The following is a 13,115-nucleotide window of genomic DNA, read 5'->3' as shown; positions in this document are numbered from 1 at the left end:
CAAAGGTGATCGTGCGCTAGCGCAACTCGGGAGTTACGTCAAACAGACGCCGGTGCTCGAGGATCGCATAGCCGTCGGTCATCCCGGCGATGTAATCGGCGACCCGGCGGGCAAGCCGGGGTTCGTCATCCTTCGTGAGGCCCGCCCTCCACTCCTCCGGCATAGTCTCAGGCTCGGCCTTGAACCGCCCGAACAGGTCCCGGACGATATCGTCGGCCTTCCGCCGGACGCTCATGACGCTCGGATGCCGGTACATGCGGGCGTAAAGGAAGCGCTTGATGGAAGCATCGGCCTCCCGCATGGCCTTCGAGAAAGAAATCACCGGCTCGGCCGCGCCCCGGATAGCCTTGGCACTTCCCGGATCGAGCGCCTCGAGCCGCCGCTCGCCTTCCCGCACCACATCCTCGACGAACCGGGTAATTACCCGCCGGGTCAGCTCGTGAATTCGGCGCGACAGTTCCAGACGCGGATAGCTCTCGTCGATTTCCCGCAGAAGCTCATCCAAGAACGGGACTTCGCGCAGTTCCTCGATCTGGAACAGCCCGGCTCTGAGACCATCGTCGATATCGTGGGAATCGTACGCGATATCGTCCGCGATGGCGGCGGCCTGGGCTTCGCCGCCCGCATGGGTGCCGAGTTCCAGATCCTGAACGGCGTTATATTCGAGGATGGCGAGGGGCACCCCTCGTTCGGTGTATCGCAAGGTCGGGCGACCGGAGCCGTCGAGAAGCGGACCGTTGTGCTTGACGAGCCCCTCCAGGGTTTCCCAGGCGAGATTCAAGCCGTCATAGGCCGCATAGCGGCGCTCGAGCCTCGTGACGATCCGCAGGGCCTGGGCGTTATGGTCGAACCCACCGAAATCCGCCATGCAGGCGTCGAGCACGTCCTCGCCGGTATGGCCGAAGGGGGTGTGCCCCAGATCGTGCGACAGGGCGAGCGCCTCGGCCAGGTCTTCGTCGAGGCCGAGGGAGCGGGCCAGAGCCCTGGCGATCTGACCGACCTCGATGGTGTGGGTCAACCGGGTCCTGTAGTGATCGCCCTCGTGATAGACGAAGACCTGGGTCTTGTGCTTCAGGCGCCGGAAGGCCGTGGAATGAATGATACGGTCCCGGTCACGCTGGAATTCGCTCCGGGTGGGGGAAACGGCTTCGGGATAAAGGCGCCCCCGCGTTTCCCATGGATCGCAGGCATAGGGCGCTCGCCATCTCTCGCCAAAGGACCGCACGCGTCTTCCCCGGGTTGAAGCCTTGTCAACGGGCACTTACCTTGCTCTACAGATGTTGTCCAAGGTTACGTTCCTCCACGGACTGGATTCGCGAATGGCCGAAATTACCCTGACTCGCAGCGCTGCCCGCCGCATCAACGAGATCATGGCCGGTGAACCGGCTGGCGCGATGCTCAGAATCAGCGTCAACGGGGGCGGCTGTTCTGGGTTCCAGTACGCATTCGACGTCGAGACCCAACGCCAGGACGACGATCTCCTGGTAGAACGGGATGGCGCGGCCGTACTGGTGGATCAGGTGTCGATCCAGTACATGGACGGATCGGTGATCGATTTCGTGGACGACCTCATCGGCCAGTCCTTCAAGATCGAGAACCCACACGCCACGGCGTCCTGCGGCTGCGGCACGTCGTTTTCCCTCTAAACATTCCCTCCCGATCCCCTATGCTCTCTCGGCCGGATTCCCATCCGGCTGTTTGCGGCTGCCGCATTTTCGAGGACCAATATGGGCTTTCCTTACCGTTCAGGCGTTTGCGCATTAGCCCTTGCGGCAGGTGCCTTCGGGCTTCAGTTCGAGCCGGTTCTTTTTCGCGATGTCCGGATCGATGCGCCGACCCACGGGATAGCCGTCGGCGCAGTGCGCGCGCCCCTCTGGAGCGTCGCCCTGGCTCAAACGCCGGACACTTTCAGCCTCGAGAACGTCAAGCTTAGCTTCGGCGGAGCTGACTATGAGGCCAAGACGATCCAGTTCAATGGCGTCGCCACGCCGAAGGCGGATATCGAGGCCTTGTTCTCGAGCGCGTCCGCGGAGCCCATCGCAACCCGGCTGTCGCGGATCAGCGCCGCGCAAATCGTGATTCCGGACCTGAGATTGCAGCAGAAACTCGGCCCGAAGACACAGACCATCACTTACAAGAACGTCGTCCTGACGAATATTCGCCAAGGCCGGATTGCCGAAGCGGTCGCCGGCGCCGCAGGCACCGAGATCATGGACGGCTCCAAGCGGACGGTCTCCAGCTACGGCCGCATGACGGTCAGCGACATCGATCTTCCGGCGTTTGCGCGGCTTTATGAGACGAAGGCCGATTCCGGTCCCCTGACCAGCATCTATGGCAGCTTCTCCGTCGAAAAGATCGATTTCGTCGACGGACGCAACAACACCAGCGCGACGATCGAGCGCCTGAGCGGCCGGGATTTCTCAGCCCGCCCCACGAAGAATTCCTGGGCCGGGTCCATGAGCCTTTTCTCGGAGCTGGGCGACAAGAAGGACCTGTCCGAAGACGAGCAGAAGCGGCTGATCGCGGCGGCGGCGGACCTGTTCAGCGCCATCGGTATCGGCACCGTCGAAGCATTCGGGGTCGAGGTGAAGGCACGCCCCTCAAACGAGAGCGGCGAGACCGTCTCCCGGATCAAACGCATGGCCTTTACGGGAGCCAAGGAAGGCCAACCGGCCGATGCCCGTATCGAGGGTCTCGAAGTCCGCAAGGACGACGGACGTATCGGGATCGAAACCATAGCATTCAACGGTTTCTCCTTTGCATCGACCCTTGAAGGCTTGAAGAACCTCGAAAATCGATCCCTCAAGGACCTTGACGCGGCGGCACTGCGCAGTCTCGCTCCGACGCTCGGAAGCATGCAGGTTTCGGGCGTGGACATCGATGTGCCGAACGCGGCAAAGCCGGGCATGCCTCAGCGGGTCAAGGCAAGCCTGAAGACGTTCGAGGTGACGGCCGATCAGCCGGTGAATGCGATCCCGACCAATCTGCGGATCGCCCTCCGGAACTTCGCCATGGCACTGCCGGAAAACAGCAAGGATGAGGGCATCCAAAACCTGACGAGCCTTGGTTACAAGGCAGTCGACATGTCGCTTCTCGTGTCGGCCGCCTGGAACGAGACGACGCAGGAGTTGAACCTCAGGGAAGTCTCCGTTCAGGGACAGGACATGGGCCGCATCGCCCTGACAGGCACGTTAGGCGACGTCGGCAAGGACGTGTTCAACCCTGATACCGCGCTGGCGACGGTTGCGCTGATCGGGGCCCGGGCGAAGGCCCTCAATCTCGTGGTGGAGAACGGCGGCTTGTTCGAGCGCTACCTGACCCAGGCCGCCAAGGAGCAAAAGACCTCGCCTGAATCGCTCCGCCGGACCTTCGCGGCGGGTACGGCCGTTGTGGTGCCTTCGATGCTGGGCAGTTCCGAACAGGCCAGAGCGCTGAGCCAGGCGCTCGCACGCTTCATCGCCAAGCCGGGGCGCCTGGCGATCAACGCCCGCGCCAAGGATTCCGGCGGCCTCGGCATTGCCGACATCGTTACGGCCTCCGAGCCCGCATCGGTCATTCAGAAGCTCGATATTACGGCGACCGCCGAGTAACGGCGGCCGCCCGCATCGGCGGTTTAAATCAGCGTCGGCTGCGTTTCCGCGGCCTGCGCTTCCACCACGGCGATGGCGGTCAGATTGACGATCCCGCGCGCGGTCACCGACGGCGTCAGAATATGGGCGGGCTTCGCAGGTCCGATCAGGATCGGCCCGACGGGAATCGAATCCGCCAGCATCTTCGTGAACTGGAAGGCCACGTTGGCGGCATCGAGGTTCGGCATGATCAGCACATTCGCTTCGCCCTTGAGGCGCGACCCCGGATAGACCCGCTCGCGGATGATCGACGACAGAGCGGCGTCCGCCTGCATCTCCCCGTCCACTTCGAGATCCGGCGCCCGCTCCTGGATGCACTCGAGCGCCTTGCGCATCTTGATCGCGGTGGGCGTGTCGGTCGAACCGAAGTCCGAATGGGATACGAGCGCGATTTTCGGCTCCAGGCCGAACCGGCGCACATGGCTGGCGCAGGCGATTGTCATATCGGCGATCGCTTCCGCGTCCGGGTTGAACTGGACGTGGGTGTCGGACAGGAAGAACGCCCCCTTGGAGGTGATGACCAGCGACAGGGCAGCCATCTCGTGGGTGCCCGGAGCGAAACCGATAATGTCCTTGATGTGCTTGAGCCGGGATTGAAAGCGCCCTTCGAGACCGCAGATCAGGGCATCCGCGTCCCCTCGCCTGACCGCCAGCGCCCCAATGATGGTGGAATTGGTGCGCACCAGGGTTTTGGCGGCATCGGGAGTGATGCCCTTTCGTCCGGCGGCCTCCACATAGGTCGCCACATAGTCCCGGTATCTCGGATCGTCCTCCGGATTGACCAGGTCGAAGTGCCGCCCGATCTCCATGGAAAGCCCGAAGCGCTTGATGCGGGTCTCCACCACGGCCGGACGGCCGATCAGGATCGGCTTCGCGATCCCCTCCTCGACGATCACCTGAACGGCCCGCAGAACGCGCTCGTCCTCACCCTCCGCATAGATGACGCGCTTGGGATTCTCCCGCGCCTGCGAGAAGATGGGCTTCATGATGAACCCGGAGCGGAAGACGAACCGCGTCAGCGAATCCGCGTAGGCCTCCAGGTCCGCCAACGGACGGGTCGCAACGCCGCTGTCCATGGCGGCCCGCGCGACGGCGGGAGCGATGCGCAGGATCAGGCGGGGATCGAACGGGCTCGGAATCAGGGACTTGCGTCCGAAAGGATGCGCCTCGCCGCCATAAGCGCGGGCGACGACCTCGGACGGAGCCTCGCGGGCAAGTCCGGCAATCGCCTTGACGGCAGCGGCCTTCATGGCTTCGTTGATGGTGGTTGCGCCCACGTCCAGGGCTCCCCGGAAAATGTAGGGGAAACACAGGACGTTGTTGACCTGGTTCGGATAATCCGAACGGCCGGTGCAGATCATCGCATCGGGCCGGGCAGCCTCCGCCTCTTCCGGCATGATTTCAGGATAGGGGTTCGCAAGCGCCAGGATCAGCGGACGCGGGGCCATCTTCTCGAGAAGCGCCGGCTTGAGGACGCCGCCGGCCGAAAGTCCGAGGAAAATATCCGCGTCCGTAATCACGTCCGCGAGATTGCGGGCATCGGTCTTCTGCGCATAGACCGATTTCCACCGGTCCATGAGCTTTTCGCGGCCCTCATAGACGACGCCCTCGATGTCCGTGACCCAGATATTGTCCGGCCTGGCGCCAAGGGAAACCAGGAGATTGAGGCAGGCGAGCGCCGCCGCGCCTGCGCCGGAGGTGACGATCTTCACGTCTTCGATGCGTTTTCCGGCGAGTTCGAGGGCATTGGTGACCGCCGCCGCTACGATGATGGCCGTGCCGTGTTGGTCATCATGGAAGACCGGGATACCCATGCGGGCCTTCAGCCTCTCCTCCACCTCGAAGCATTCGGGCGCCTTGATATCCTCGAGGTTGATCCCTCCGAAGGTCGGCTCCAGGGCGGCGATGACTTCGACGAGCCGGTCGACCTCCTTTTCGGCCACTTCGATGTCAAAGACGTCGATGCCCGAAAATTTCTTGAACAGGACCGCCTTGCCTTCCATGACCGGCTTCGAAGCAAGGGGGCCGATATCGCCGAGCCCAAGAACGGCCGTACCGTTCGAAATCACCGCCACGAGGTTCTGGCGCGACGTCAGATTACCCGCCTCGCTCGGATCCGCCGCGATGGCCTCGCAAGGAGCGGCAACGCCCGGAGAATAGGCAAGCGCCAGGTCGCGCTGATTGCCGAGGGGCTTGGTTGGCTGGATCTCGAGCTTTCCTGGACGTGGATAGCGGTGATAGAACATCGCTCCCGATTTCAGATCCTGCGAGATGTTGTCAGCCATCCCCTACGCTCCTCACGCCAACGCGCATCGTTTCAAGTGGGCGCACTTGTGCGCGCCTTGTTCCGCCTCGTCAACGCCCTTGTCCGTGAGTAAGCACATCCGATGAAACTTCGTCATCGACTCAAGAACTGGCGCAATCCGCACAACCAAACGAATATCCACCTTGCTCGGCTCGTGGATCGGTACGGGTTTGATGTCGGTGAGTTTTCCTACGGACGCCCGAAGGTCCGGTTCCCCGAGTCGGGCAAAAAGCTGACGATCGGCCGCTATTGCTCCTTCGCCGACAAGGTCGAGATCCTGCTCGGCGGCAATCATCGGATGGACTGGACCACCACCTATCCCTTCTCGGCCTTGAGGGAATTATGGCCGACGGCGCCCCAAACGGACGACTACCATACATCGCGGGGGGACGTGACCATCGGCAACGATGTCTGGCTCGGATCGGGCGCGATCATCCTGTCGGGCGTCACCGTCGGCCATGGGGCCGTCATCGCCGCCCAAGCCGTCGTCACCAAGGATGTGCCGCCTTATGCCATTGTCGGTGGCAACCCCGCGAAGGTGATCCGCTATCGCTTCGATGAGCCGACGATCCAGGGGCTTCTGGATTCGGCCTGGTGGGAGCTGCCGCGGGAGAAGATCGCCGTTCTCATTCCGCTTCTGCAAAGCGACCGCGTTCGGGAACTGATCGCCGCCGTCAGGGTGCTGCGGGCTCAATCGTCTTGATCGTCCGCCGGCCGAGGGCCTTGGCCTTGAGGGACAGAGCGGGCTTCTCGACGCCATACCAGGACAGTGCCGCCACCACGAGCGTGATCACGAGGGAAGGCCCGAGAAGGACGATGGCGGCAGCGGTCGGAAAGACGGCGTGCAACGCCTGCTGTACCGGCCACCCGTAGAGATACGTGCCGTAAGACAGATCGGCATCGGGTTCCCAGGACCAGCGCGTCGCCACGGGCGCGAGCGCCAGCCAGATCACCCCATAGGCGGAGGTCACAAACAGGAGCGTCTTGTAGAGAAACGTTCCGTGCGCCAAGCCTGTGGCGACCACCAGGAACAGCAGCAGAAAACCGGACAAGCGCGCGCGGTTGCGCCAAACGTACAGCGCTCCGCCAAAGGCGAAGATCAGCGGCAGCCGCAAGGCGGTTTCAAGCCCCTTCGGGGCGGTCGGACGAATGAGATCGAGAACCAGCAGAGCCATCGCCAAGCCTGCGACGAGCGCCAGAGCCGCCGGGCGGAAGCGGACAAGTCCAACAAGCCCCAGGCCCAGAACGCCGACATAGCAGAGCACTTCATATTTCAGCGTCCAGACCGTCCCCATCGGGAACTGGAACGGATTGCCCACGAAAACGCCGGGAAGTGCGATGTTGCTCTTGAAGCTCGTGAGCGTCGCGCCGATGAAGCGGCGTAAGGAATCGCTCGTCAGATATTCCATCAGCGGCAGGCGCGTCATCAGGCCGCCGAGGACGAGGGCCACGATCAGCGTCGCCACGATCAGGCCCGGCGTGATGCGCAGGGACCGGGCGATCACATAATCGCGCCAGCCGCGACGGTCGAAGCTCATGGTTACGAGGAAGCCGGAAATGGCGAAGAAGCCGTTCACCGCGTGCTCCCCGAGGGTAAAGCCCGTCCATGCGGCCAGGGGCTCATCCATGACTTCGCCGGTGGTCACGCTGAATGCATGGGACACCACCACGGCCAGGGCTAGGAGCAGCCGGATGAGCGTGAAGTTGTTCCGCTCCTGCCCCATCGCGGTCGAGAGGGTGGGCGCATCCGTGACGAGCGAAGGCAGCCTCATGACAAACCCTCTTTCTGCAGCGCTTTCCTGCGACGCATGAAGGCGAATGCGCCTGCGGCCGAACCGCCATAGCGCTCGATCAGACTGCGTCGAAAGGACAGTCCCGCCGCGATGGTCTTGACTGCATTGACGGCAAACATGGAAGGCGCCGGGTCCGGCAATCCGTATTTGCGGCTCACATAGGCCCGGGACCACGCCTGATGCCAACGGGACTTGAAGACGAGACCGCGCTTGGGGCCGCTGGAGCGCCCGCGCCCGTGACGCACGATCGCCTGCGGCACATACACGAGGGCCGCTCCCCGGTCGCTGATCCTGCGGCACAGGTCGTCATCCTCGTAGAAGAGGAAGATTTCTTCATCGAAGCCGCCGAGCTTGAGGAAAAACTCCCGCCGCATGAGGAAGCAGGCGCCGGAAAAGAACGGCGCGCAGGCCTCCCCTTCCGGCAGAACGAGCTTGCCGCCCGGATTGGTCAGCTGCGTTGCGAGAAGCGAGCGCGGTTGAAAGAACACTCGCCCGCTCGGCTCGACGATCTGGGGCGCGAAGAACTCCGCATCCTCATAGCGCCGGGCAGCGTCCAGAAGGGCCGCGACGGCACCTTTCGTGACGATTACATCCGGGTTGACGATCAGAACGAACTCCGTCGCTGCGGCGCGCACCCCCGCATTGTTGGCGCGGCCGTATCCCTCGTTCCGGGCATTGCGGATGACCTTGGCGCCCATCCGCTCGGAAACGGCGATGCTCCCATCCGTGGAGGCGTTGTCGACCACGATGGCAGCCACCCTCTCGTCCTTGAGCGCCGCAAGGCATTCCGGCAGCGCATGAGCGCTGTCGAAAGCCACGACGATGGCGGTCACCACGGGCGGATCCCGCTCCAGCGGTCCCCCGCTCATTTCTCCGGCAGGTTCAGGCGGATGTGGAGTTCGCGCAGCTGCTTCGGCGTCACCTCGGACGGTGCCCCGAGCAGGAGATCCTCGGCCTTCTGGTTCATCGGGAAGAGGGTGATCTCGCGCAGGTTCTGGGCACCGCACAGCAGCATCACGACGCGGTCGATCCCGGCCGCCATGCCGCCGTGGGGCGGTGCGCCGTATTGGAACGCACGGTACATGCCGCCGAACCGCTCCATGACTTCCTTCTCGCCGTAACCGGCGATCTCGAACGCCTTGACCATGCGATCGGGCCGGTGGTTACGGATGCTGCCGGAGGCCATCTCATAGCCATTGCAGACCATGTCGTACTGAAGCGCGGTGATCTTCAGGATCCGGTCCTTTTCGGACGGATCGAGCGCCATGAACGCCTCGTGATCCATGTCGGCCATGGAAAACGGATTGTGCGAGAAATCGATCTTCTTCTCGTCCTCGTTCCACTCGTATTGCGGGAACTCGGTAATCCAGCAGAAGGCGAACTGGTTCTTGTCGCCGAGGCCGAGCTCGTCGCCGATCCGGACCCGGGCCTTGCCGGCGAGGGACGCAGCCTTGTCCTCGACGCCGGCAGAGAAGAACACCGCATCGCCGGCGCCAACGCCGGCCTGCTCGCGGATGACAGCCTGAGCCGCATCCGGAATGAACTTCGCGATCGGGCCTTTGCCGGTGATCTGGCCGCCCTCTTCCTCGAACACGATGTAGCCGAGGCCGGGGGCGCCCTCCGAGCGGGCCCAGTCGTTGAGCTTGTCGAAGAACGAACGCGGCTGGGAAGCAGCGCCCGGCGCGGGGATCGCCCGCACCACGCCGCCCGATTTGATGACGTTCTTGAAGGCGTTGAACGTCACGTCCTCGCGGGTGAACACCTCGGACACGTCAGCGATCACCAGGGGATTGCGCAGGTCCGGCTTGTCGGATCCGTACTTGAGCATGGACTCGAAATAGGGAATCCGCGGGAAGGTCTCCGTCACCGGCTTGCCGTCGGCGAATTCCTTGAAGGTATCGCGGATCACCGGCTCCATGGTGCGGAATACGTCTTCCTGGGTGACGAAGCTCATTTCCACGTCGAGCTGGTAGAACTCGCCCGGCAGGCGGTCGGCGCGGGGGTCTTCGTCGCGGAAGCAGGGCGCGATCTGGAAATACCGGTCGAACCCGGAAATCATGATCAGCTGCTTGAACTGCTGCGGGGCCTGCGGCAGCGCGTAGAAATTGCCGGGATGAATGCGCGAGGGCACGAGGAAGTCCCGCGCACCTTCCGGGGAGGAGGCGGTAAGGATCGGCGTCGTGAACTCGAAGAAGCCGCTGTCCTTCATGCGGCGGCGGAGCGAGTCGATGATCGCGCCACGCTTCATGATGTTGCTGTGCAGCTTCTCCCGGCGCAGGTCGAGATAGCGATACTTGAGCCGGGTTTCCTCCGGGTATTCCTGATCGCCGAAGACCGGCATGGGCAGCTCGTCCGCCGGGCCGAGAACCTCCATGTCGGTGATGTAGACCTCGACAAGGCCGGTCGGGAGATCCGGATTTTCGGTGCCTGCGGGACGCTTGCGCACCTTGCCGTCGATGCGCACGACCCATTCGGACCGAACGGTTTCCGCCAGCTTGAAGGCCGGGGAATCCGGATCGGCGACGCATTGCGTCATGCCGTAATGGTCGCGCAGGTCGATGAAGAGGACGCCGCCATGGTCGCGGATACGATGCACCCAGCCGGACAGACGGGACGTCTGCCCGACGTCGGATTCGCGCAGGGCGCCGCAGGTGTGGGAACGGTAACGATGCATAGAGGCGGACATGGAAGCCTGCATGAGAAGAGATTATTCGGATTATCGGCGCACCATTCATGCGGGCCATCGGATGTCAAGGCGAAAGGACGATTTCTCAACGGACCCGGCGCCAAAGAGGCCACCCGCATGGGAAACCTGCTCCGCCGGGTCACCACTCAGGCCCCCAGCGGAACCGTGCCCGCGGGAGCCTCCGAAGCGGGCCTTTTCGACCCAGAATCGGCCTTCAGAATTTCCCCTGAAAAGGGCCGGTGATTCTTGCGGAACAAAGCGTGAATCACCATATCCCGTCTATGATTCACGCACATGCAACATCCCTGTTGAGGCCGGCCCGGAACGCCCCCGTCGAGGAGCGGATTGAGGGCGCTTGGCATGTCTATCCCATGGAAGGCGCGCTGGAGCTTCACTATACGGATCAGGCCGGCAATCCGAGCCGGCGCTGGATCATCGCGCGCGAGCTGAAGGTCGGGCCGGGCAAGACCCTTCTGGGAGGCATCGACATGGCCGATGACGGCTACCGGGGCTTCAGGGCCGACCGGATCGAACGGCTCGTCGACGCCGAAACAGGCCTCGTGGTCGACCGCAACATCATCGACTGGCTGATCAAGCGGGCGGAACGGCAAGCCAAGGAACGCAGGAAAATCCAGGGGCAGCCTTAAGACAGGGGTCGCCGGATCGCCAAGCTTCCGCTAAAACGCCTTTATGGAACTGATCTCTTCCACCGATGCCCTTCGCCGGGCCTGTGACCGCCTTGCCGCCCACCCGTTCGTGACCGTTGACACGGAATTCCTACGGGAGACGACCTACTATCCGAAGCTCTGCCTGATTCAGATGGCAGGGCCGGACCCCGCCGACGCGTGCCTGATCGACCCCCTGGCCCCGGAGATCGACCTCGCGCCGTTCATGGCGCTGATGGCGAACCGCAACGTGGTCAAGGTATTCCATTCGGCGCGGCAGGATCTGGAGATCATCTGGAACCTAGGCGGAATCGTCCCGGAGCCCCTGTTCGATACCCAGGTGGCCGCCATGGTGTGCGGCTACGGCGACTCGGTTTCCTACGAACAGCTCGCCAATGACCTTGCCAAGGCGCGCATCGACAAGTCATCGCGCTTCACAGACTGGTCCCGGCGGCCCCTGACCGATGCCCAGCTCACCTATGCTCTGTCCGACGTGACCCATCTGGTGAAGGTCTACGAGGCCTTGGTGGCGCAGCTGGAGAAGAACGGTCGCCTGCCCTGGCTGGACGAGGAGATGGGGATCCTCTCGTCCCCGGAAACCTATCAGGCCGATCCGGACAACGCCTGGAGGCGCCTCTTCGGGCGTGTCCGCAAGGTCAAGGAAGTGGCGGTCCTCATGGAAGTCGCGGCCTGGCGCGAGCGTGAGGCGCAGAGCCGGGACGTTCCGCGCGGTCGTATTCTCAAGGACGATGCGCTCATCGACATCGCGGTTTCCGGCCCGCGCAGCGTCGAGGCTCTCGGCCGCCTGCGGACGATTCCCAATGGGTTCGAGCGTTCCCGGACGGGAGCGGATATTCTCGAAGCCGTCGAGCGGGGCCTGACCCGGGATCCGGCGAGCGTGCCGATCCCCGAGCGCAGCCGCGGACGGGGCAATACCGGCGCGGTCGTTGATTTGCTGAAGGTTCTGCTGAAGGCGGTCTCCGAACAGGAAGGCGTCGCGCCGAAGATCATCGCCACCGTGGACGATCTGGAGGCGATCGCGGAGGACGACGATGCCGATGTCCCGTCCCTTCACGGCTGGCGGCGCGCCCTCTTCGGAGAAAAGGCGCTGGCGCTCAAGAATGGGCAGCTGGGTCTTGTTCTGGAACGGGGACGGGTAAAGATGCAGGCGATTACGCCAGCTTGAAGGTGCGGGCGGCTCGCATCTCCACCGACCGTGACGAGCCCCTCCCCGGGTTTCGCCACCGCAGGGAGAGCTTCGCATCAGAAGCGCTGCTTTGCACTCGGTCTTGCAATGACGGCCGACTCACCGCCCGAAGATGCCCTTGAAGAACTGGGCCAACTTGTTGTGCTTCTTCTTGCGGTCGACGTCGGCCTGGCTCTTGACCCAGGCGATCTGGACCACCCGCCGCTCGCCGACGAAGGGGCGATGGCCGTGCCAGGAATTATCCGAGCGCAGGAAGGCGAACATGGTGCCCATGGTCGGCGGCACTTCCAGGGCGTAGGGCTCGAAATTCTGTCCGTCATAGAGAACGCGCAGGCGTCCCCCGTCTCCCTGGTTCCAATCGTCGTTCATATAGACCAGCATGGTCATGACCTTGGACGGCCCGTCCGTATGAATCGCGCCGTATTTCGGCTGGGAGCGCTTCATGATCGTGGTCAGGCGGGGATACTGGTGAAGATTGATCCCGAACTTCTTGGAAAGCTCCTCCGTGAGCTCCGGACCTTCGAGTTCATCGATCAGGGTTTTGAAGCGGCCTTGGAGCTTGACCTCGTCGACGGTCAGGTAGCCGGGCTTCTCGATATCGGGAAAATCCCGCCGCAGATCATCGATGACATCCGCCCTGAGAATGTTCTCCGTCAGCAGAAAGTCATAGGGCTGCTTTGACGTCTTGGCGTTACGGACGGCATTCAGATCAATGGTCTGCATGAAGGTCTCCCTGGCCTTAAGGCAGCGATTTTCTACTCTAGATCGCGCTCATATACCAGCCGGGCCGCACAAGCGCGACCCGACAACGCATGACCGCCGAGCGAGAC

General features: G+C 63.2%; 11 protein-coding genes. 5 read left to right on the top strand and 6 right to left on the bottom strand.

Annotation, left to right across the window (positions count from 1 at the left end):
- Window positions 1-16: 16 nt before the first annotated feature.
- Complete coding sequence (locus LJD17_RS16250; RefSeq protein ID WP_227385247.1) at window positions 17-1,225, bottom strand: deoxyguanosinetriphosphate triphosphohydrolase; 1,209 nt, start codon at window positions 1,223-1,225, stop codon at window positions 17-19.
- A 94-nt stretch (window positions 1,226-1,319) separates the two neighbouring features.
- On the opposite strand from LJD17_RS16250, the gene erpA reads away from it, so the two are divergent.
- Both erpA and LJD17_RS16240 read left to right on the top strand, forming a co-directional pair.
- On the top strand, window positions 1,320-1,646 hold the full coding sequence (gene erpA, locus LJD17_RS16245; protein ID WP_227385246.1) for an iron-sulfur cluster insertion protein ErpA: 327 nt from the start codon (window positions 1,320-1,322) through the stop codon (window positions 1,644-1,646).
- Window positions 1,647-1,727: 81 nt separating this feature from the next.
- A complete protein-coding gene (locus LJD17_RS16240) occupies window positions 1,728-3,590 on the top strand; it encodes a hypothetical protein (protein WP_227385245.1) in 1,863 nt (620 codons plus the stop codon).
- Between the two features lie 23 nt (window positions 3,591-3,613).
- On the opposite strand, the gene LJD17_RS16235 is transcribed toward LJD17_RS16240, so the two are convergent.
- On the bottom strand, window positions 3,614-5,914 hold the full coding sequence (locus tag LJD17_RS16235; protein WP_227385244.1) for an NADP-dependent malic enzyme: 2,301 nt from the start codon (window positions 5,912-5,914) through the stop codon (window positions 3,614-3,616).
- Between the two features lie 102 nt (window positions 5,915-6,016).
- Here LJD17_RS16235 and LJD17_RS16230 point away from each other — a divergent pair, with 102 nt between their 5' ends.
- The gene (locus LJD17_RS16230; protein ID WP_227385243.1) at window positions 6,017-6,637 is read left to right on the top strand and encodes a CatB-related O-acetyltransferase; all 621 of its coding nucleotides are present in this window, start codon (window positions 6,017-6,019) and stop codon (window positions 6,635-6,637) included.
- Here LJD17_RS16230 and LJD17_RS16225 read toward each other — a convergent pair.
- Genes LJD17_RS16225 through aspS form a run of 3 tightly spaced genes read right to left on the bottom strand, consistent with a single transcriptional unit; the run spans window position 6,609 to window position 10,401 of the window.
- A complete protein-coding gene (locus LJD17_RS16225) occupies window positions 6,609-7,706 on the bottom strand; it encodes an acyltransferase family protein (RefSeq protein WP_227385242.1) in 1,098 nt (365 codons plus the stop codon). The two genes, LJD17_RS16230 and LJD17_RS16225, sit on opposite strands and share 29 nt — an antisense overlap.
- Complete coding sequence (locus LJD17_RS16220; RefSeq protein WP_227385241.1) at window positions 7,703-8,596, bottom strand: glycosyltransferase family 2 protein; 894 nt, start codon at window positions 8,594-8,596, stop codon at window positions 7,703-7,705. Before LJD17_RS16220 ends, LJD17_RS16225 begins: the two co-directional genes overlap by 4 nt.
- A complete protein-coding gene (gene aspS / locus LJD17_RS16215) occupies window positions 8,593-10,401 on the bottom strand; it encodes an aspartate--tRNA ligase (RefSeq protein WP_227385408.1) in 1,809 nt (602 codons plus the stop codon). The genes LJD17_RS16220 and aspS overlap by 4 nt, the downstream gene beginning before the upstream one ends.
- A gap of 272 nt (window positions 10,402-10,673) precedes the next feature.
- On the opposite strand from aspS, the gene LJD17_RS16210 reads away from it, so the two are divergent.
- Window positions 10,674-11,060: a hypothetical protein gene (locus LJD17_RS16210; RefSeq protein ID WP_227385240.1), complete on the top strand. Its 387-nt coding sequence runs from the start codon at window positions 10,674-10,676 to the stop codon at window positions 11,058-11,060.
- Between the two features lie 43 nt (window positions 11,061-11,103).
- On the top strand, window positions 11,104-12,264 hold the full coding sequence (gene rnd, locus LJD17_RS16205) for a ribonuclease D (RefSeq protein ID WP_227385239.1): 1,161 nt from the start codon (window positions 11,104-11,106) through the stop codon (window positions 12,262-12,264).
- A 120-nt stretch (window positions 12,265-12,384) separates the two neighbouring features.
- Here rnd and LJD17_RS16200 read toward each other — a convergent pair whose 3' ends face one another.
- Window positions 12,385-13,008, bottom strand: coding sequence for a 2OG-Fe(II) oxygenase (locus LJD17_RS16200; protein ID WP_227385238.1), 624 nt, complete (start codon window positions 13,006-13,008; stop codon window positions 12,385-12,387).
- Between the last annotated feature and the right edge of the window lie 107 nt (window positions 13,009-13,115).

The organism is Microvirga rosea, assembly GCF_020595095.1.
Classification (GTDB): domain Bacteria; phylum Pseudomonadota; class Alphaproteobacteria; order Rhizobiales; family Beijerinckiaceae; genus Microvirga; species Microvirga rosea.
This window is presented reverse-complemented; position numbering and strand designations above follow the sequence as displayed.